21 protein-coding genes and 1 pseudogene are annotated in these 19,670 nt (G+C 59.6%); 12 read left to right on the forward strand and 10 right to left on the reverse strand.

Annotated features, from left to right (window positions below; all coding sequences use genetic code 11):
- Window positions 1-11: 11 nt before the first annotated feature.
- Both CYA_RS03255 and CYA_RS03265 read right to left on the reverse strand, forming a co-directional pair.
- Complete coding sequence (locus tag CYA_RS03255) at window positions 12-506, reverse strand: DUF4079 domain-containing protein (RefSeq protein WP_011429588.1); 495 nt, start codon at window positions 504-506, stop codon at window positions 12-14.
- 465 nt (window positions 507-971) lie between these two features.
- A complete protein-coding gene (locus CYA_RS03265; RefSeq protein ID WP_011429589.1) occupies window positions 972-1,208 on the reverse strand; it encodes a DUF3148 domain-containing protein in 237 nt (78 codons plus the stop codon).
- 508 nt (window positions 1,209-1,716) lie between these two features.
- On the opposite strand from CYA_RS03265, the gene CYA_RS03270 reads away from it, so the two are divergent.
- Entirely contained in the window at window positions 1,717-1,938 is a 222-nt protein-coding gene (locus tag CYA_RS03270; protein WP_041438119.1) for a DUF2949 domain-containing protein, read from the forward strand.
- Window positions 1,919-2,887, forward strand: coding sequence for a nucleoside triphosphate pyrophosphohydrolase (mazG, locus tag CYA_RS03275; RefSeq protein ID WP_011429591.1), 969 nt, complete (start codon window positions 1,919-1,921; stop codon window positions 2,885-2,887). The genes CYA_RS03270 and mazG overlap by 20 nt, the downstream gene beginning before the upstream one ends.
- Here the strand turns inward: mazG and CYA_RS15690 are convergent.
- A pseudogene (locus tag CYA_RS15690) lies at window positions 2,874-3,057 on the reverse strand (hypothetical protein); the annotation flags it as partial. The gene mazG and the pseudogene CYA_RS15690 overlap by 14 nt on opposite strands.
- Before the next feature lie 97 nt (window positions 3,058-3,154).
- On the opposite strand from CYA_RS15690, the gene CYA_RS15555 reads away from it, so the two are divergent.
- The 4 genes from CYA_RS15555 to CYA_RS03290 all read left to right on the forward strand — a co-directional run bounded on the left by CYA_RS15555 (window position 3,155) and on the right by CYA_RS03290 (window position 6,096).
- The gene (locus CYA_RS15555; RefSeq protein WP_255322527.1) at window positions 3,155-3,280 is read left to right on the forward strand and encodes a hypothetical protein; all 126 of its coding nucleotides are present in this window, start codon (window positions 3,155-3,157) and stop codon (window positions 3,278-3,280) included.
- 116 nt (window positions 3,281-3,396) lie between these two features.
- Window positions 3,397-4,434 (forward strand): isopenicillin N synthase family dioxygenase, encoded by a 1,038-nt coding sequence (locus CYA_RS03280; RefSeq protein ID WP_041438122.1) that lies wholly within the window; start codon window positions 3,397-3,399, stop codon window positions 4,432-4,434.
- Window positions 4,435-4,537: 103 nt separating this feature from the next.
- Window positions 4,538-5,497 carry a transglutaminase family protein gene (locus CYA_RS03285; RefSeq protein ID WP_228375427.1) on the forward strand — a complete coding sequence of 320 codons (960 nt, stop codon included), beginning with the start codon at window positions 4,538-4,540 and terminating at the stop codon, window positions 5,495-5,497.
- A gap of 92 nt (window positions 5,498-5,589) precedes the next feature.
- The gene (locus tag CYA_RS03290) at window positions 5,590-6,096 is read left to right on the forward strand and encodes a hypothetical protein (RefSeq protein WP_011429595.1); all 507 of its coding nucleotides are present in this window, start codon (window positions 5,590-5,592) and stop codon (window positions 6,094-6,096) included.
- A gap of 9 nt (window positions 6,097-6,105) precedes the next feature.
- On the opposite strand, the gene CYA_RS03295 is transcribed toward CYA_RS03290, so the two are convergent.
- The gene (locus CYA_RS03295; RefSeq protein WP_011429596.1) at window positions 6,106-8,832 is read right to left on the reverse strand and encodes a CBS domain-containing protein; all 2,727 of its coding nucleotides are present in this window, start codon (window positions 8,830-8,832) and stop codon (window positions 6,106-6,108) included.
- A gap of 235 nt (window positions 8,833-9,067) precedes the next feature.
- A complete protein-coding gene (gene frr, locus CYA_RS03300; RefSeq protein WP_011429597.1) occupies window positions 9,068-9,616 on the reverse strand; it encodes a ribosome recycling factor in 549 nt (182 codons plus the stop codon).
- A 238-nt stretch (window positions 9,617-9,854) separates the two neighbouring features.
- Here frr and CYA_RS03305 point away from each other — a divergent pair, with 238 nt between their 5' ends.
- Window positions 9,855-10,394: a hypothetical protein gene (locus CYA_RS03305; RefSeq protein ID WP_011429598.1), complete on the forward strand. Its 540-nt coding sequence runs from the start codon at window positions 9,855-9,857 to the stop codon at window positions 10,392-10,394.
- Here CYA_RS03305 and CYA_RS03310 read toward each other — a convergent pair.
- On the reverse strand, window positions 10,366-11,559 hold the full coding sequence (locus CYA_RS03310; protein ID WP_011429599.1) for an RNA-guided endonuclease InsQ/TnpB family protein: 1,194 nt from the start codon (window positions 11,557-11,559) through the stop codon (window positions 10,366-10,368). The two genes, CYA_RS03305 and CYA_RS03310, sit on opposite strands and share 29 nt — an antisense overlap.
- Window positions 11,560-11,635: 76 nt before the next feature.
- On the reverse strand, window positions 11,636-12,241 hold the full coding sequence (locus tag CYA_RS03315; protein ID WP_255322528.1) for a TMEM165/GDT1 family protein: 606 nt from the start codon (window positions 12,239-12,241) through the stop codon (window positions 11,636-11,638).
- A 416-nt stretch (window positions 12,242-12,657) separates the two neighbouring features.
- On the opposite strand from CYA_RS03315, the gene CYA_RS15560 reads away from it, so the two are divergent.
- Both CYA_RS15560 and CYA_RS03325 read left to right on the forward strand, forming a co-directional pair.
- Window positions 12,658-12,780 carry a hypothetical protein gene (locus CYA_RS15560; RefSeq protein ID WP_041438124.1) on the forward strand — a complete coding sequence of 41 codons (123 nt, stop codon included), beginning with the start codon at window positions 12,658-12,660 and terminating at the stop codon, window positions 12,778-12,780.
- A 94-nt stretch (window positions 12,781-12,874) separates the two neighbouring features.
- Window positions 12,875-13,243, forward strand: coding sequence for a YraN family protein (locus CYA_RS03325; protein WP_049749715.1), 369 nt, complete (start codon window positions 12,875-12,877; stop codon window positions 13,241-13,243).
- Here CYA_RS03325 and ruvX read toward each other — a convergent pair.
- Window positions 13,210-13,689, reverse strand: a complete 480-nt coding sequence (ruvX, locus tag CYA_RS03330) for a Holliday junction resolvase RuvX (protein WP_011429602.1) — start codon at window positions 13,687-13,689, stop codon at window positions 13,210-13,212. The two genes, CYA_RS03325 and ruvX, sit on opposite strands and share 34 nt — an antisense overlap.
- A 110-nt stretch (window positions 13,690-13,799) precedes the next feature.
- Between ruvX and ahcY the strand changes: the two genes are divergently transcribed.
- Entirely contained in the window at window positions 13,800-15,080 is a 1,281-nt protein-coding gene (ahcY, locus tag CYA_RS03335; protein ID WP_011429603.1) for an adenosylhomocysteinase, read from the forward strand.
- A gap of 140 nt (window positions 15,081-15,220) precedes the next feature.
- Here the strand turns inward: ahcY and CYA_RS03340 are convergent, their stop codons facing one another.
- Window positions 15,221-16,432 (reverse strand): argininosuccinate synthase, encoded by a 1,212-nt coding sequence (locus CYA_RS03340; protein ID WP_011429604.1) that lies wholly within the window; start codon window positions 16,430-16,432, stop codon window positions 15,221-15,223.
- 566 nt (window positions 16,433-16,998) lie between these two features.
- Between CYA_RS03340 and CYA_RS03350 the strand changes: the two genes are divergently transcribed.
- Both CYA_RS03350 and lipA read left to right on the forward strand, forming a co-directional pair.
- Window positions 16,999-17,496 carry a DUF4079 domain-containing protein gene (locus CYA_RS03350; RefSeq protein ID WP_011429606.1) on the forward strand — a complete coding sequence of 166 codons (498 nt, stop codon included), beginning with the start codon at window positions 16,999-17,001 and terminating at the stop codon, window positions 17,494-17,496.
- A 78-nt stretch (window positions 17,497-17,574) separates the two neighbouring features.
- The gene (gene lipA, locus CYA_RS03355; RefSeq protein WP_011429607.1) at window positions 17,575-18,447 is read left to right on the forward strand and encodes a lipoyl synthase; all 873 of its coding nucleotides are present in this window, start codon (window positions 17,575-17,577) and stop codon (window positions 18,445-18,447) included.
- On the opposite strand, the gene CYA_RS03360 is transcribed toward lipA, so the two are convergent.
- Complete coding sequence (locus tag CYA_RS03360) at window positions 18,444-19,658, reverse strand: Era-like GTP-binding protein (protein WP_011429608.1); 1,215 nt, start codon at window positions 19,656-19,658, stop codon at window positions 18,444-18,446. The two genes, lipA and CYA_RS03360, sit on opposite strands and share 4 nt — an antisense overlap.
- Window positions 19,659-19,670 lie beyond the last annotated feature (12 nt).

Below are 19,670 nucleotides of genomic sequence, written 5' to 3' on the forward strand. Positions count from 1 at the left end.
TTTCGGGGAGATTAAGCCACCTGGGGTGTGGTCAGCATTTGGTTGACGATGCGCTGCACAATCTGAAAGCCGGTCACCGCCTGCCAACCCAAGATCGCCAGGATCACCACGTTTAATAGGACATGCACATTACGCGCCCAGACCTTTTGCCCGTCTTTCATCAGCGGTGCTAGAGCCGCAGAGCTGGCCACCAAGGCCACAATGCCCAACCCAGCCAGCAGGTGAGGCCCAACAAACAGCTTGCCGTTGTTCAGGTAGGTAACCCCCATGCCGCCCAGGGCTCCGAACACCATCAACACCAAGAACAGGGATCCGGCGAGGAAATGCCGCTGACCAAACTTCCCTTTGATCAGCTCCTTGCGTTCTTCTGCCGAGGCAGTGCGCACCCGTCGCGCTTGCAGACCCAGGTAAAGGGCATACAGGGCCAGCGCAAACGCCAAAATCATCAGCACAGGATGAAAGAAAGGCAAGGCCAGTTCTAGCCAGCGAGGAAGTTGAATGCTCATAGAGATCGCAGGATGGAAGAGGAAGACGCCCCCAAATTAACATGAGTTAACCTGATGCGCGGCAGTCTCCAGTCTCAGCGCAGCGGACTGGCACCCTATGGCAGGGTAACCCCCTGCGTCACTTTGTGGCTACGCAACGCTGCCGCGGCCCAGCTTTATCCCAGTCGCCAGCAAGAAAAACTCTTGCACCACTGGGGGCGGATGTGCTGAGCCCTCTACAGCGCGGCGGTGGCAGATCGCAAAACCAGCTACCAAAAGCTGGGCAGGTCTGTCAGCTACTTCGACACCGCTGACGGGAATAAGCAACTGAGCTCGCTGAAGCGTCAGAAGCGGCTAGCCGCGGTTCAGGCTATCGCGAAAGTCCGCCGGCCAGTTGAAGGCTCGCTTCTGCAGAAAGCTGCCAGCTCCCAAAGGTTCTAAAGGCCGGCAAACCCATCCAGCTGGCTCGGAGGAGAGATGGGCGTGTCAGGACAGGGATCCCACCGGCGCGAGATATTTTCCGTCTATGAGAAAGATGCCATTGGCAAACTGCACACTGTAGGTGCCCAACAGCCGCCGCTGCAGGATCACCCCTTGTTCGTGCAAGCGGATCAAATGGGCCGGGCGCAACATCGGCATTGGGTCAGCCGTTTTTAGGTAAGGAGGCATCTCCACCACTTGAACCGTTGCCCCCACCGGCAGTAAACCCTGGGCTTCAGACATAACGGGAGTCCATGTGGCAAGTGTCTCTAGCTTAGCTGAACGTAAGACGATGTATGCCCAAAACCGAACCCGAGCAGGATGACAGCATTAGGGCAGATCCCAGAGGAGCCGAACAGATTGGATCCCCGAAGAATTGTTGTAAGATTTTTATCAAGCACGAGGATTCAACGAGATAAAAAGGTAACATCTTGCAAGGTGAGTTGGTTTTTCCCACAAAGAAAAAGCAGTCGGCCTTTCGGGGTGCTGCCAACTGATCGCCAATTTGCTACCATACCATGAACTCTTGGTACCCATTTTTTGTGTCCTTGGATACATAAACCTCATTTGCTGAGGCAATTTAGGGGTTTTCTTGCCGTGGAGCTGTGGGCACAGGGCTTGGTAAGCTCACCTGTGGCCTATTTGCCAGCCGGATCTTTGCCGAAACTCTGTAGGAGTGTTAAGAATAGTTACGTTAGTTTACTATCTTCTCAGTTTCATATTTGTCCTTCTTCAGCGCTGCGAAACGACCATGCTAGATCCCATTCCCCCCCCAGCCCTTGAGGAATATCTATTGGAAACGGGCATTATCGACCGTTCTCAACTGAGCCTGGCCAAGAAGCTGCAGCATCGCCAGCAAGGGCCGTTGCTGATGATCCTTTTGGAGTTGAGTTTCATCGATCTGGAGCAGCTCAGCCGCCTTTTGGATTTGGGCCGCACCTACCCTTTTGACCATGCTGCAAACGCTGGATAGTCTTCAGCCCGACTGGCAACAGGCTCTGGCTCGGTGGTTCGCTGCTGAGCAGGGATCCCTGCTGCTGAAAAGCTGTGGGGGCCAGGATCTGGCGAAGCTGCGCAGTGTTTTGCAACAGATCTGTTCTCCTGTCCAGTCTGTTACGTTGCTAACAGAAGACTTGGAGGTGGTGGCCGGCCCATTGACGCTCCAAAGCTGGGATCCTCAAGCGACGGGCCATTTTGCCCACCTTTATCTGGAGCGTTCCGCCTCTAGCTCACACATGAGTCGTTTGGCGGCTGTTGTTGCTCGGTTGCGCGCTCCCGACGGGTGTCCTTGGGATCGGGCCCAAACTCCAGAGTCTCTTACCCCCTACATTCTTGAAGAAGCGTATGAGACGGTAGCTGCCATTCGAGCCGGGGATCCGGCAGCAATTGCCGAAGAGCTGGGGGATTTGTTGTTGCAGGTGGTGTTGCAGTCTCAGATCTTTGCCGAGCAGAACCACTTTGATCTGGAAGCTGTGGCTGCGGGAATTGCCGATAAGCTCATCCGCCGTCACCCCTATGTGTTTGGGGATGCTGTGATGGCAGATCTTCCGGAGTTGCACCGCTCTTGGGAACAGATCAAGCAAAGGGAGCGACCGGATCAAAGCCTTGGCCAAAAACTGCTGCACTATGCCCAAAGTTTGCCTCCCCTAATGGCTGCCCTGAAAATTTCCTGCAAAGTGGTGGGGGCAGGGTTTGAGTGGCCAACGGTGGAGGGGATCTGGGCCAAGATCCGCGAGGAAGAAGCCGAGCTGCGTCGAGAATTGGAGAGGGATCCCCCCGATCCAACTCGGCAGGAAGCCGAACTGGGGGATCTGCTTTTTGCCCTGGTCAACTTGGGCCGTTGGTATGGTTTGGATGCTGCCCAAGCTGATACATTTACGCTGAACACTGCTGAACATCACTGTTCAACTATGCAGCGATAGCATTCTGTTTGTTTCCAACCAGAATGGCGGTATCCCGCAAAGCTTTGAGTAGAATACCCAAAGCGCAGTTTCCGTGTCGTCTTACTACCAATTTTCTGCTTTGCTTTGGCTACCATGTTGGCAGACTCGAAAGTAAACAGAAAGATCAACTGGTAGTAATCCGTACTGAACATATTATACATTATTTTCAGTATAGTTGAGCTTATTATTGACTAGAGTCATGCTCTAACCCAAACCAACCTGCGCTTTGCTCGCCGTTTTTTGCGCATGGAAGAGCTGGCTCAGGAACCAGCGGGATCCCTGCCCGGCGATGGCATAAGCTCCCTTCTGAAAGGGCGCAGTCTCCAGGAGCTGGAAGTCCTCTGGCAACAGGCCAAGCAAGAATATCCCTAGTTTCGATATGGGGTTGAGCTGGCGCTGGCTTTGAGGGGGTATCCGCCCACACAGTCTTGGGGCAAGTTCTCTTTGTAGGGTAGGAGCTGTTCTGAGCACCTGTCTCTATGTCGGCTATGTCTCCAGTTTCTTCCTTTGAGCAAGCTGGGATCCCTTGTCTGGATTTGACCCCCTTTCGGGAGGGCACGGATCCGCTAGGGGTTGCAAAGGCTTTTGGGGCAGCCTTGGAGGAGGTGGGGTTTGTGGTGATCACAGGGCATGGGATCCCGGAGGCCATCATACAAACAGCCTACGAGAGAGCGAGGGCTTTCTTCGACCTGCCGCTGGAACAAAAAATGGAGGTGGTGACTCCGGATCGCGTCAAAAACCAGGGATACCTGCCGATTGGCATCGAAAGTGTAGCCGCTACCCGTGGGGCAGAGGTTCCCTACGATCTCTGTGAGGCGCTGGTGTTCAATGACCTGTTTCGGGAAGATCCACAACGGCCCCAAGCAGGGGTGGATCCGGATTCGGGCAACCTTTGGCCCACCCATCCAGCAGGACTGCGGGCTGCTCTTCTGGCTTATGATGCGGCTCTGCTTCAGCTCACCCAAACCTTGATGCGCATGGGCGCGTTGGCTTTGGATCTGCCGGAAACCTATTTTCTGCCTTTTATGGAGGGGAAAGGGGGAGTGCTGCGGGCTGTGCATTATCCTGAACAGGAGGTGGAGCCCATCCCGGGACAGCTACGCTATGGGGCTCACTCCGACTACGGTGGCTTCACGATTCTGCGACAGGATGGGGCGCCGGGAGGGCTGCAGGTGTACTCCAAAGCAGGAGAGTGGATTGATGTGCAGGCTGTTCCCAACGCCTTTGTCATCAACGTTGGCGATCTGCTATCCCGTTGGACCAATGACCGTTGGCGCTCCACGTTGCACCGCGTGGTCAATCCACCCCGATCGGCTTTCGGTTCCAGTCGCCGCCTGTCTTTGGTTTACTTTACAGCTCCTCGGGACGATGCTTGGATCGAATGCCTGCCCACATGCCAGAATGCAGCAAATCCCCCTCGCTATGCTCCTGTACAGGCTGGGGAGTACATCCGCTCTAAGCTGGAGGTTTCGATGATTGGGAAGGCAGGGCAAAGCTCTCGGAGATCTCAAACTCGGGATCCCTGAAGTCTAGAGATCTCGGGCAGACGATGCAACCGCTTCTTGGCTTTGATCTGGGAGCAGTTTGGGTTGCCTGATCTCGGTGCTCCTTTGCCTGTGATAAAACTCCTTGCCCGTCATTTGGCCTGTGCAAATTCAGATCCGCCATCTCATCGAATATCGCTACAGTCGTCCAGTCCAACTGGAGCCCCACACGGTGCGATTGCGACCGCGCTGCGACGGGATCCAAACTCTCCTGGCTTTTGAGTTGCAGGTGGATCCGCAGCCGGTGGGCCAATCGGCGCTGGTGGACCTGGAGGGCAACGCGGCGGTTCGGCTCTGGTTTGGGGATCCCACCGAGCACTTGCGCATCCAAACTCAGGCCACGGTGCTCACCCTGCGGCAGAATCCCTTCGACTACCTGCTCTGCGATTGGGCCACCCATCTCCCCATCGACTATCCCAGCACGCTGGCAGCCCAATTACAGCCTTATCTGACGGCTCAGGCGGATCCCGGCATCCAGGCCTTGGCCTGGGAGCTATGGGATCACGTGCAGGGGGAAACGACAGCTTTTCTGCCGGCGCTGAACCAGCGCATCTATTCAGAATGCCGCCACATCTTGCGGGAAAAGGGGGATCCCTGGCCTGCCGGCTTGACCTGGCATCGCAAAACCGGAGCCTGCCGCGATTTGGCCCTGGTGTTCATGGAGGTCTGCCGTACGGTAGGCTTGGCCGCGCGCTTTGTCAGTGGCTACCAGGTCAGCCCCTCACGGCCTTCGGGGGAGAGCATGGGCGGAGAACCCCCAGAGCCTGGGCGCCGTCATCTGCACGCTTGGGCGGAGGTGTACTTGCCGGGGGCCGGTTGGCGGGGCTTTGATCCCACCCAGGGGTTGGCCGTGGCCGATGGTCATGTGGCTTTGGCGGCCAGCGCTTACCCCAGAGATGCCGCTCCCATTTACGGCCATTGGCTGGGCAAGGGCGTTCACAGCAGTATGAGCTACACCATCCACATCCAGGCGGGATCTTCTGCGCAAAGCCAAGCCCAGGTTGCTGCAGACAGCCTTAGCACTTCACCAAAAGTGCGGAGCTGAAGCCGTAGAGCTTCAACTTGGCCGGATCCCAAAGCGAAAATTTGAGATAGCATAGCCTAGCCAAGATCTAGAGAATCTGCCGAGGGATCCCGTTGACCCAGTCTATTGATGTCCCCACCAGCGTTGATACGTTTTTGCAGGAGTTGGCCGCCATTCAGCAAGTTGGGCCGAAGCGAGTGGCCATCCTGGGCAGCCGTCATGTGCCCATTACCCATCAGTATTTGATCGAGACCCTCAGTTATGCCCTGGCCCTTACCGGCAATCAGATCCTCACCTCTGGGGCCATTGGCACCAACTTGGCCGTCATTCGGGGGGCGATGCGGGCGGACATGAAGTCCTTGACGGTGATCTTGCCCCAGAGTTTGGAGCGACAGCCGGCAGAGTCGCGGGCCAGCCTGGAGCAGGTGCTGCATCTGGTGGAGCATCCCGAAAACGACCATCTTCCCCTGGCGGAGGCCAGCCGCCTGTGCAACCTGGAGATCATCGGCAAGTGCCAGCAGTTGATCTGCTTTGTCTTCCACGACAGCGTCACGCTGCTGGATGCCTGCAAGCATGCTGAGGAACAACACAAGTTGGTCACTCTCTTCTATTTCGACTGATTTGCCCTTCTACTTTCTTCCTCGGTATTGAGCTTGCAGCAGGGGGAAGTGTTCTTGTAGCCAGGCTTCAGCTTCTGCCGGGGTGGTGAGTTCACCGTTCAGGGTGAGGCAACGCAGTTGCTCCAAAATGGCTTGGAAGGGGCGACCTGGCTTATAACCCAGACGACGCAGATCGTGGCCGTTGAGCAGCGGCTTCACCCAGTACCACTCCTGCAAATAGCGCCAGATCAGCCGCCGGGCCGGCTTGGGGGCGATCCCGGCCACCAAAATCACTGCTGGGATCCGCAGCCCCTGCAGCAGTTGCACCACCTGGGCCGGAGAGAGGGTGCTGGGATCCAGTTGGGCCAACAGGGTTTGGTAATAGGAGGAATGGCTGAGGCGTTCGATGCCTGCTTGGGTGAGGTGGAGTTGGCTGGCCACCTGGGGGGCTTGGGGTAGGGTGAGGAGGAGAGCCTCTAGGCGCAGTTGCCAGATCTCCTGGGATCCCAGCTCAGGATAGCGGCGGCGAAAGTGATAGGCCCAGCGGCCCACCCGTTGCAACCGCTGACACAGGGAGGGATCCCACTCCAGGTCGGGGTGAATACAGCGCAAAGCTCCCCATTCTGCCAGCCGCTCAAAGGCTTGGGGCCAATCGCGGGATCCGAGAATGTAGGCCAGCTCCTGCTTGAGGCGATCCCCGCCGACGGCATCGTGCAGACCACTGGCCACGGCAGCGCGGATCCATTTTTCTGTGGTCGAGTCCAGGGCGAAGCCCAAGCGCACCGCAAAGCGCACCGCCCGATAAATGCGGGTGGGATCCTCGATGAAGCTGTTGGGGTGTAATGCCCGGATGATCCCCTGTTGCAGATCTGCTTGTCCGCCGAAAAAATCCAGCACCTGTCCTCGCTGGGGGCCGTTGAGGCGCAAGGCCAAGGCGTTGATGGAAAAATCCCGCCGATAGAGGTCTTGCTGGATGGATCCCATGGCCACTTCGGGGGGAGAGGCCGGGTAGGGATAAAACTCCGTGCGGGCGCTGGCGATATCCACACAAAAGCCGCCTGGCCAGATCAAGGCCGCCGTTTGGAATTTGCCGTGGATCTCCAGCCGCGCTTCCGGGAAGCGCTGTTTGAGCGCTTGTCCCAAAATCAAGCCCCAGCCCGGGGGATCCGTCCCATCCAGGGCCGGAGAGTAGGGCCCATCCACCACCAAGTCCAGATCCAGCCGCTCCAGGTTGGGCGAGGGCTGCCGTCCCCACCGGTGCAGCAGCAGATCCCGCACCGTTCCCCCCACCAGATACAACCTCAGGCCCTTCTCATCGGCGATGTGGGCGGCCTGCTCCAGCAACTGTCGATGCCGCTCCGACAGGGCCGCGAAGGTGAGATCCAAAGGGCAGGAAAGGGTGGGCAAAGCCAACTGGGGTGAGAGGGCCGGCAACTCGTGTAGGTGCCGCAACACATCGGTGCGAGTTACAATGCCCACCAACTGTCCATCCTGGAGAACCGGCAGGCGGCCAATATCCCACTGCACCATCAACCGCTGAATCTCCGCCAAGGGGGTGTCGGGGGAGAGGGTTTTCACGTCGGTGGTCATGTAGCCCTTGACGGGGGCATGGCCAAATCCGTGGTGCAGGGCGATATCGATATCCCGCCGCGAGATCACCCCCACCAGGCGACCTTGAGCGTCCACCACCACCAGGCCGGAATGGCCGTAGCGCAGCAGCACCCGCTGGGCCTCGTCGATGGTGATCTCCGGTCGGATGGTGCGCACCGGAGCCGACATCAAATCTTTGGCCGTCACCGGGGGCGGGATCCGCTCTTGGACAGCCTGCCTGAGGGCCGCCATGACTTGGGCCGGGTCGGGCAAAGGCTGCTCTGGGCTGGCTTTTAACGTGGCTGCTGCAGCACAATCGTGTCCACCGCCGCCGTAGAGGGCCATCACCCTGCCCAACTGGGCAAACTCCTGCCGCGCCCGCCCGATCAGGCTGAGCCGCTCCCCCTGCCGCGCCACCAAGAGCAGCACATCCACTCCCGTCAGATCCATCAGCCGCATCACCAGGCTGGCCAAGCCGGGCACAAACTCCGGCAGCTCCAGCAGCCATTCTCCCAGGCGATACTCCCCCACCTGCTGCACCTGCATCTGGGCCAACCCCTGGCTGAGCAGCTCGCGCATCTCTGGGGTGAGGCCATCCCCCAAAAAGCGCCGCAACAAGACCAGGTTCACCCCCTGATCCAACAGCCAGCTCAGGGCAGCAGCATCGCGGGCGGTGGTCTCCGGGAAGGTCAGGGATCCCGTATCCATGTGAATGCCCAAAGCCAGCGCCAGCCGCTCAAAAGGGCTGAGAGGGATCCCAGCAGCCTGCAGCCGCTCCACCAGCAAGGTACAGGTGGCCCCCACGGCCTCGATATGACAGTTCACCTGCTGCTGCGGCCAAAAGCCATCCGGTGGGGTTTCCGGATCCCTGAGGTGATGGTCGAAAATCTCGATTTGGGTGCCGGGGACGCTCAACCAAGCGGCAGCTTTTCCCAAGCGATCCGGATCGTGACAATCCACAACAATCCACCGCTGCACCTGTCCCGGATCCACAGAGCGCAGCTCGATGAGGGGAAATTCATCTCGGTACAAGGCCAAAAACTCCTGCACCCCCGGCAGGGATCCCCCGGTCAAGGCGATGCGGGCACCCGGATACAGGCAGGCCGCTCCCACCGCCGCCCCCAGGGTGTCGAAATCCGCCGATTGATGGCACAGGATCAGATCCATTGCGGCAAGAGTTGTCGTATTCCGCTCTTCCATCCTGGCCTAAGCCGGGATCCCTCTTGTTGGAGTCGGACAAGAAGAAATGAAGGGCTGCTCAACTCCGAGGGGCAAGTGAAAACCTCGAAGCTAAGTTTCAGGACGGGTGTCCGGGTTTTTATCAAAAAATTGGGTCATAACCCCGTCCTACCGCTGCGCAGAAGCAATCCAGTAGAGTGGGGAGGATGCCAGCAAGGAGCCTTCACAGGGTCGTCAGCTCCTTTTCTTTTTCTGCCAGCAGCTCATCGATCTTCTTAATGTAGCGGTCAGTTAGTTTCTGGATGGCATCCTGCAAGCTTTTGGACTCATCTTCAGACAGCTCGCCATTTTTCTCTCGCTTGCGCACCGAGTCAATGCCATCCCGCCGGATGTTGCGGATCGAGACTCGCCCCTCTTCGGCCAGCTTGGCCACCTGTTTGCTCAGCTCTTTGCGCCGCTCTTCTGTCAGGGGGGGAATGGTGAGCCGCACCACCTTGCCGTCGTTGCTGGGGGTTAGACCTAGGTCAGAGGCGACAATGGCCCGCTCAATGGCCGCCAGGGTCGAGGGATCAAAAGGCTGGATCAAGAGAGTGCTGGAGTCTGGCGTGGTGAGGCTGGCCAGGGCCTTGAGGGGAGTGGGCACGCCGTAGTACTCCACCTGAATGCGATCCAGCAGGCTGGAATTGGCCCGCCCGGTGCGCACCGTATTAAAGGAGCGCTGTGTGGCTTGCACAGCTTTGTTCATCAACTCCTCAATCTCAGCTAGCTCCACGGGGTTTTCCTCGCTTTCAAAACAGTTTCCAGACAGTCAGGCTTGGGCAGCCAACCTGGCCCCTCTACGGTGAGCCTGACCTCAATTCTACCGCCTTGTCTTAGGATCCCGTTCCTCAGAGCTGCACCTGCAGTCGGCGAATTTCTCGCCAGATGCCCCCCAGTGGGATAGTACGAGCTCAAAGCTTTTCTTAGACTGGTCTGGACTTTACTGCACAATACAGGCACGACGAAGTTTTATGCCCTCTCGTCAAGTTTGTTCTTCAACGGCCCTAGCCTGGCTGATCGGCAGCTTGAGTCTCTTGGGTTTTGGAGCGGCTGCGGCAGCCTTAGAGCTGCAGATTGTGTCCCCCAATGCTTATAAAGTGCCCTACCTGGGAATTGATGGTGTTTTCACTCTGGATACGTCCCTGGAACAATCGGCCAACGATCCGCGCAATCCAAAGCGGGTGAAGTTCGAGAAGATGGAGTTCTTCTCCTTCTACGCCGATCTGGAGGGGAAAAAGCCCCTGGCGGAAAATTGTCGCTACGCCTATCGGGGGGCTGCGCCGGATCCCTTCTACTACCCTGAGCGCTCCTTAAGTTCCATCTGGGATTTGTTTCAGTTGCGGCCTGGAGCAGACGCCAGTTGCGAGACCTTCACCTATGTGATTCTGCGGGCACCCCACGGGGATCCGGTGCACATGCACCTGCGCTACGGAGGCCGCAACAGCAGCTTCCAGGAACTTGTAAACTACCCGGCTCCGACCGCTAAGCGGTACGGAGCGGGCTTTCAGTAGCCCTGAGCCTGTTCTGCTCTACCAGAGAACAAAACAAGCCCGAACCTCTAGGCTGGTTTACAGCAGCCCCCAAAAGCGCAATCACATTCGCACCATTCAAATCCGCATCCCCTTCCCATCCACAGTGCCCACACTTGAACGACTTGCCACTGCGGTAGGATTGCGCAGGATCGGGATGAATGTGCAAACACCGGTGGCAGGTCTGCGACGTGTAGGCAGGCGGAACAAGAATCAGAGCAACCCCCGCACGCAGAGCCTTGTACTCCAAAAATTGACGGAGTTGATAAAACGCCCAACTATTTGCCCGCCTACGCTCTGTCTTGCTGCGGGGCTGTTGATTGACCCTTTCCCGAATCCCTGTCAAGTCTTCCAGAGCAAGAGCGCTGTTTGTCGCCTTTGCCCTAGAGACAATAGCTTTGGAGATGCGATGATTGACCCACGCCTGAAAGCGTCTTTCCTTGCCAGACAGCCGTTGCAACAGTTGACGGCATCTGCGCCGCGAACTGCGGGTGCCCTTACTGGCTTTGCGTTGGAGTACCGCCCTCAGCTTGGAGTAGTGGTCGCGGACTCGGTTCAACTGCTGTCCATTCCAATTGTCCCCCTCTGACGTATGGGCGATATCCGTCCTGCCCAAGTCCACCCCGATCACCCTGTCAGTATCTTGTTGCTTGGGCGGGTTTTTCTCTACGCAAATCTGGATGTAGTAGGAGCCGTCCTTCCGCTGGACTAGGGTGGCCGATTTGGGGTTAGAGCCAGCCAGCATCCCACGCTGGTAGTTGCCAATGGCTAGCTCAAAGCGTTCTCTCCCTTCAACCGTGGTCAGCGACACCGTCCAGTCTTTCTCGCGGAATGAAAAGATACGTGCGTCGTAGGTAACGAACCTACGCTTGAACTCTTTAACTGGACGGTTGCGCTGTCTTGCCACTTTGCGAGCGCCTGCCACCCGTCTGCACACCTGTTGAGCCAAGTTACTGGACAAGCCGAACCGGGCTCGAATCTCGTAGTAGCAAAGGGATTGCAGTTTGACCGCGTTGACGATCTTCTCCGGCGTGTTCTGGTTGACCCAGTTCAGTGCCTGCACAAAGGCATCCATCGTCGCGTCCAATTTGGCGGCTTGCGACGGGGACACCTTGAGCTTATAGGATATGGTCAGGACTTGACTCATAAGTTCATTGTACTTCATCAAAGCGCATTCCTCCCGGCACTGACCCTACGGGTACAGTGCGGGGCTCCTGCGATTTCTAGCTGATCCCGGATCCCAGCAGCTCCCAACCGGTCAGCAACGCAAACACCAGAAATAAGCCGCCCCCCACCCAATGCACGGCGCGTTCAGAGATGTGAGCTGCTAAAAAACGACCTCCCACCACCGCCAGCCCCACCGTCAGCCCATGGCCGAGGGTAGCCCCTGCCCAGACGCTCAATCCCGGGTGGGTGGCCGCCAAGGAGACGGTGGCAATCTGGGTTTTATCCCCGAACTCGGCCAAGGCTGTCAAGCTAAAGGCTTCCCACACAATGGCCCAAGCACCGCCGCGGCCCGCCCCTTTTTCTTCTGCCTGCTCCACCAGCCTGAGGGCTTCTTCCTCTTCTTCTTTTTCCTGCTGGGGAGTCATCTTGTAAGCTTGCCAGAGCATTCTCAGCCCAAAAGCCGCGAAAACCCCAGCCGACAACACTCGCACGCCCAGGGGTGGCAGCAGCTTGAAAAGCACCTTCCCGGCCACCACTGCCAGCAAGGTCATCACGGCCAAAGCCAGCCACGTCCCCAAGAAAACCCAGCGGCGCGGGTGTCGCATAGCCAGAATCAGGGGGGTAAAAAAGGTTTTATCCCCAAACTCCGCTACCGTAACCAACAGCAAACTTGACGCAAAACCGGCCCACATCGTTTAGCCTCCAACCTCTCTTGTGTGCAGAATCGGTTCACACCTAGAGGTGAAGGCTGGGAAAGTCAGACGGACTCACCAAGCTCACCTCTGCGTGAACTCAGTGAAAGTCTCGTCACCAAAGCAGCCTGCCGGGCTTGCTTTGTCTCTTGCACCGGGCTGTTTTTAGCCAGTATGTCGATGCAGAGGGCGGTAAGCCGCCTGACTACTCCCTTTCTAGCCTGAATGGTAGCATGCTCAGCTCATCCAGGAAAGCTCTCCGTTCGCGCCCGTAGGCCTTTGGGATCCCTGCCTTGCCGATGTTGATGCTGCTTCCCACAAGAGGGCTATGCAGGAGAGACAGGCTATCATGGTTACGGTTCAGGAGGAAATCAGGAGAAGGCCACGTGGATGCAAAGCTAGTCTTGGTGGGGGTTGCTTTTGCCCTCTCTTTGGCAAGTTTTTACTTCGGCACCCGCAACGGCTTTTACGACACCGATAAATATCACGGCAACGGCTCTGCCCACTAGGGCCAAGGGGGGAGCGATTCTGAATAGTTCCTTCGAGGAGTTTGTATCTAGGTAGGCTGGGGATCCCTTGCCCAAGCGAACTTCTCTCCAAAACATGGGCGAGGCTGGCGAAGCTTGTGTGCGGCAGTACCTGGAGGAGCAAGGCTGGCAGATCCTGGCGCAACAGTGGCGCTGTCGTTGGGGAGAGCTGGATCTGGTGGCCTCTAGGGCAGGGGAGTTGATTTTTGTGGAAGTGAAAACCCGCAGTGGCCAGGGCTGGGATCAAAAGGGGCTTTTGGCGGTTGGGATCCAAAAGCAGCAGCGCCTAATCCGGGCCGCCCAAGCTTTCTTGAGCCAGCACCCTGATCTTGCTGAACTAGCTTGTCGCTTTGATGTCGCGCTGGTGGAACAGCGACCGGGCAAGGAAGGGGTGAGCTACGCTTTGGCAGACTATCTGCAGGGCGCTTTTGAGCTCTGGGAATAGCGCCGCTCGTCCAGCCAAGTTTGGAGAATCACTGCCGCCGACTGCTGGTCGATAAGCGCTTTCTGGGCCTTAGCCGGGATCCCGGCCTGGCGCAGATCCCACTCCGCCTGTACGGTGCTCAGGTACTCGTTGACCGTAACCACCGGCAAATCCACGGCCGCCTGCAGCGCCCGCACAAACCGCTGCACCTTGCGGGCCTGGGACCCCACCGATCCATCCGCCAAAAGCGGGATCCCGACCACCACCACGGTGGCTTGGCGGCGGCGGATCCACGCCTGCACTTGGGCGATATCTTCCGGCAGGGAACGGCGCCGGATCACCCCCAGCCCCGTGGCCAGCAGCCCCAGCCCGTCGGAGCCGGCCACGCCGATGCGGCGGTTGCCCACGTCCAGCCCCAGCGCCGAAAAGGGATCCCTTGTGGCAGAATAGTTCAGGTCTGTTGACATCTGTTTGTCCCTCTTGCCGACATTGTAACGGCCTGAAACTCCCTCTCTCTGGCCGTGTAGCTCGGCTGAACCTCTATCCTTTTTCGACAACTCTCTTTGGAGCCTTCTCGATGACCAGCGCCACCCTGTCTCTCCCCAAGCACGAAGTTAAAGACCTGGGCCTCGCCTCTCTGGGCAGGCAACGGATCCAGTGGGCGGCGCGGGAGATGCCGGTGCTGGCCCAGATCCGGGAGCGCTTTGCCCAAGAAAAGCCCCTGGCCGGCCTGCGCCTGGTGGCCTGCTGCCATGTCACCACCGAGACGGCCAATCTGGCCTTGGCGCTGCAGGCAGGGGGAGCGGAGAGCGTCCTCATCGCCAGCAACCCCCTCTCCACCCAAGACGATGTGGCCGCCAGCCTGGTGGCCGACTACGGCATCTCGGTCTTTGCCATCAAGGGGGAAGATGTGGAAACCTACCGCCGCCATGTGCAAATTGCCTTGGATCACCGTCCCAACTTGATCATCGACGACGGCGGCGATGTGACGGCGGAGCTGGTGCAGCATCGCCAGGAGCAGCTCCCGGAGATCATCGGCACCACGGAAGAGACCACCACCGGCCTGGTGCGCCTGCGGGCCATGTCTAAGGCGGGGGTGCTCAGCTTCCCGGTGATGACCGTCAACGATGCCGAGACCAAGCACCTGTTCGACAACCGCTACGGCACCGGCCAATCCACCCTGGACGGCATCCTGCGCTGTACCAACATTCTTCTGGCCGGAAAAACGGTGGTGGTGGCCGGCTACGGCTGGTGCGCCAAGGGGGTGGCGATGCGGGCCCGCGGCATGGGATCCCAGGTAATCGTGACCGAGGTCAACCCGGTGCGGGCCCTGGAGGCGGTGATGGACGGCTTTCGGGTTATGCCCATGGCCGAGGCCGCTTCCCTGGGGGATCTGTTCATCACCGTCACCGGCAACAAGCACGTCATCCGCGGCGAGCACTTCGACCGTATGAAAGATGGGGCGATGGTCTGTAACGCCGGCCACTTCGACATCGAGATCGACCTGGTGGCGCTGCAAGAGCGGACGGTTTCCCGGCAGACGGTGCGCCCCTTTGTGGAAGAATACCGTCTCCAGTCGGGCAAATCGGTGTTCGTCCTGGGAGAGGGCCGGCTGATCAACCTGGCTGCCGCCGAAGGCCATCCCGCCAGCGTCATGGACATGAGCTTTGCCAACCAGGCCCTGGCCTGCGAGTACCTGGTGAAAAACCGTGGCCGCCTGGCGCCAGGGCTGCACCCCATTCCGGCAGAGATCGACGAGGCCATCGCCCGCCTCAAGCTCAAAGCCATGGGGATCTCCATCGACAGCCTTACCCCGGAGCAGATCGAGTACGGCAACACCTGGACGGCAGGAACCTAGAGAGAGCCCCTCACCTCCGCGGTGGCAAACCTGGCCCACCTGCGCCGTCGTGCCAGCAGGCAAGCGGCTTGACACCTCCCCCCCAGCAGGCTAGCCGGTTGACCAGCACCCCGGATGGACAAATTGCCTGGCGGTAGAGTTCAAGCACCACTGCCGCGGTGCACCTGCGCCCAAGTGCGGGTAGGCAGGCCCCAGATGTAGATGAAGCCTTCGGCAGCCCGGTGGTCGAATTGATCCCCTTCCCCGTAGGTGGCCAGCTCCGCGTTGTAGAGGGAGTAAGGGGAGCGGCGGCCCACGCAGACCGCCTGGCCCTTGTGCAGGCGCATCCGCACCACGCCGGTAACGCTTTTTTGGGTGGTGCGGATGAAGGCGTCCAGGGCCTCCCGCAGCGGCGAGTACCAGAGGCCGTTGTAGACCAACTGGCTGTAGGTGGTCTCGATGCCGTACTTGTAGTGGAGGACCTCGCGAGTGAGGGTGAGGCTCTCCAGCTCGCGGTGGGCCTGGATCAACACCGTTAGGGCCGGGCACTCGTAGATCTCGCGCGACTTGATCCCCACCAGCCGATCCTCGATCATGTCGATGCGACCGACACCGTGGCTGCCGGCCAAGGCGTTGAGCCGCTCGAAGAGGGCTCTGGGGCCGAGGCGCTGCCCGTCCAGCTCCACCGGGATCCCCTCTTCAAAGGCGATCTCCACGTAGGCGGGCTCGTCGGGGGTTTGAGCAATAGAGCGGGTGAGGGCGTAGACTTCCTCCGGCGGCTCTTGGTCGGCGTCCTCCAGGATCCCGGCTTCGACGCTGCGGCCCAGGATGTTGAGGTCGATGCTGTAGGGGCTGGATTTTTGTACTGGCATAGGGATGCCGTAGCGCTCGCCGTAGGCGATGGTCTCCTCGCGGGTCATGCCCCACTCGCGCGCCGGGGCCAGCACCTTGAGCTTGGGGTTCAAGGCGGCGATGGCCAGGTCGAAGCGGACTTGGTCATTGCCCTTGCCGGTGCAGCCGTGGGCCACGGCGTCGGCGCCCACCTCTTCGGCCACCTCCACCAACAGCTGGGCGATCAGGGGCCGGGCCAGGGCAGTGGAGAGAGGGTAGCGCTGCTCGTAGAGGGCATTGGCCTGGATAGCGGGGAAGGCGTAGTCGGCAATCAGGGTCTGGACGGCCTCCCGCACCAGGGATTGCTCGGCCCCGGCCCTCAGGGCCTTGGCTTGAATGGCCTCCAGCTCCGCCCCCTGACCCAAGTCCACCGCCAGGGTGACCACCGATTCCACCCCCCACTCGTGCTTGAGATAGGGGATGCAGACGGAAGTATCGACGCCCCCCGAATAGGCCAATACCACTTTCTTTGCCCGTCCCATGCTGCTGCGGATCCCTGTTCAAAAGAAGTTGCTAGCCCATTATGCCCTGTGGCTTGGATCTTGAGGCGGGGGGTGGCAGCGGACGAAGGGGAGACATCACGGTATCGGGGCGCGCCAAGGGATCCCTCCTCGGCCAGGCTTACGGAGGGAGGAAGAACGCCTTGTGCGCAAGGACGGTTTCCACCCTCGACCCAAGCCCAGAGGGCAGGCAGCAAGGCCGAAAAGGCAACAGCAATCGAGCTACCGGAAAAAAGCTAAAAGGGATCCACGGTTACCGAAAAGCGCCACAAAGCCCCTCCTGATCAAGGCTCCAACTGCTTACCCTGAAATTGGGGATGGCTTCTTGCAAGACTGGTTGGAAGACTGCTACTGGAATTGGGATCCGCAGCGTTACCCAAGTCGCAAAGCCCATCATCTGGCCCGCTGCCAATGGCAAATCCATTTCTACCAGCATCTGATGCAGATAGGGCTCCCACTCCCGGAGTCCACACGCGCCCGTGCCGCGACAGAAGTTTTTTAAATTTGTGTTAATTTAGGGGCAGCCTCCTCTTCGTTGCGCAATCCCTATGAACAGCATTCAACTTCCCCAATGGCTGAAGCTGGCTTTGCCCTTCTTTCACCCTGTGCTGATGATTTTCGCCTTTGCCCTAGCTCTCTACGCTCTTTACCTGGGCCTGCAGGTGCGACGGCTGCGCACTGCTTCTGCACAAGAGCGCAAAGAACTCGTCAAGGGTAAGTTTGGCCAGCGGCACTTTCTTGCGGGATCCCTGTTCTTGCTGTTGATGGTGTTCGGGGCCCTGGGCGGCATGGGGGTGACCTACCTCAACAACGGCAAGCTGTTTGTTGGCCCCCACTTGCTGGCGGGATTGGGCATTGTGGCCTTGGTGGCTAGCTCTGCGGCTTTGGCGCCCCTGATGAAGGATGGCCAAAAGGCCTGGGCTCGCAATGTCCACCTCCTGCTGAATTTGGTGATTTTGGGGATCCTGGGCTGGCAGGCGGCGACTGGCTTTCAAATTGTGCAGCGCATCGTCAACCAGATGCTAACCTCTCCTCAGGTGGCCTAGCCCTTTTCCGGCCAAGGGCGATCGATCTGGAAGGCGTCCATGCCACAATGGACGCTATCTCTTCTTTCTCGTCCTCCCATGCCTGTTAGCTCTCTTCCCAGTTGGGTCAAGCGCTCTATCGGCAAGGCCAGCGATATCTCGGCAGTGCAGCAGGTGATCAAGCAGCGGGGCCTGCACACCATCTGCGAAGAGGGGCGCTGTCCCAATCGGGCCGAATGCTACAGCCAAAAGACTGCCACCTTCCTGCTGATGGGCGGGATCTGTACCCGCGCCTGTTCCTTTTGTCAGGTGGCTAGCGGGCGGCCCGCGCCGTTGGATCCGCAGGAGCCGGAAAAGGTGGCTGAGGCCGTTGAGCTGCTGGGGCTCCGCTATGTGGTGCTCACCTCGGTAGCTCGCGACGACCTGCCCGACCAGGGATCCGGCCGCTTCGTGGAGGTGATGGAAGCGATTCGGCGGCGCTGCCCTGGGATCCAGATCGAGGTGCTCACCCCCGATTTTCGCGGGGAGCGCGACTGCATTGCCCGTGTGGTGGCGGCCCGACCGACCTGCTACAACCACAACATCGAAACGGTGCGCCGGCTGTCGCAGGCGGTGCGGCGCAGCTCTGGCTACGACCTGTCGTTGCGGGTTTTGCGAACGGTGAAGGAGCTGGATCCCGGCCTGCCCACCAAGTCCGGCCTGATGCTGGGGCACGGCGAGACCCGCGCAGAAGTGCTGGAAACCTTTCGAGATCTGCTGGCGGTAGGCTGTGACCGGCTCACCCTGGGGCAGTATCTGCAGCCTTCCCTGGCCCATCGCCCGGTGCAGCGCTACTGGACGCCGGAGGAGTTTGTCGAGCTGGGCCAGATTGCCCTCCAGATGGGGTTTCGCCAGGTGCGCTCTGGGCCCCTGGTGCGCAGCTCCTACCACGCCGCCGAAATGGCTCAGGATGGCCGGGAAGAGGAACCCTAGGCCTTTTCAGCCAGCTCTTGGCTGCTGATGAGATCCCGCAAGAGGGCCCCTAGGCCGAACCCCTCTGGGGCAAACCGGAGCAACACCCGTGGCGCCAGGGATCCCAAGCGGTACAAACTCGCCCCCGCCACCAGACCCGGCAAGAGGCTGTTGCTCCAGCCTCCCCACAGCCAAGAGCTCACCCCCTCGGCCAAAAGCAGCAGCGCCCCATTGAGCAGCAGCAGTCGCCACAGCCCCTCCTGGGCGGATCCCAGCGCCTCCCGTAAGGATCCCCAGGGCAGGCGCAGCCGCATTCCCAGGCCCAACAGCCACAGCCCATCCAGTAGCGGCGCCAACAGCAGATCTAGCCCCAGTGGCGCCAAGCCCACCGCGATCCCCTTGCCGAGGGCGCAGGCCGTGCCCCATTGCTCGACAAAGCGGGCGTGGTGCTGCCACTGCTTTTGCCAGAGCTGGGCCTGGAGGTGCTCCAGCCGCTTCAGCACATTGAGGGCCAAGAGGGATCCCGCCTCTGCCTGCAAAATTTCCACAATGCGCCCTCGCAGGGCCTCGATCTGGGGTGCGGGCCGCTCCCATTCCAAGGTGATGCGGCCATCTGGCCAGTGGGTGCGCACCTTAGTGGGCTTGGGACGGGCGGCCACCGTCAAGATCTCCTGCGGCAACACCCAGCCCAAGTGGCGGCTGATCTGGGCGCGAATGGCCTGCAACTCGGCTTCCGAATAGAGATCGCACTTGTTCAACACCAGCAGGATGGGCTTGTGCAGGGTGCGCAGCTCCAACAGAGCCTGGTACTCCAACTGGGTCAGGTCTGCGGCGATGACAAACAGGATCAAGTCGGCGGCGCGGGCCACCTCCCAGGCCAACTGTTCGCGGGCTTCTCCGTTGATCTCGTTCAAGCCGGGCGTATCGATGAACCGTACCTGCCAAGGGATCCCCGGCCCCGGCTGCCACAGCAGCGATTGCGGCTGTTGCGTCACCCCGTTGAGGGGCCCTACCTCCAAGCGGGCCTCGCCGGTCAGGGCGTTCAAGACAGCCGACTTGCCGCGGTTGACCAGACCAAACACCGCAATGGAAAACACCCGAGTGACAAGACGCTTGCGCAGAGTGGATAAAGCTTTGAACTCCGGCTGCAGATCCTGACGGCTGGCCAGAGCTTGCCAGTGATCCCAGCAACGCTGAAAAACGGTTTCGGCTTGAGTTAGAGGAGTGGTCATCGACAACAAAAA

The sequence above is a fragment of the Synechococcus sp. JA-3-3Ab genome (assembly GCF_000013205.1).
Classification (GTDB): domain Bacteria; phylum Cyanobacteriota; class Cyanobacteriia; order Thermostichales; family Thermostichaceae; genus Thermostichus.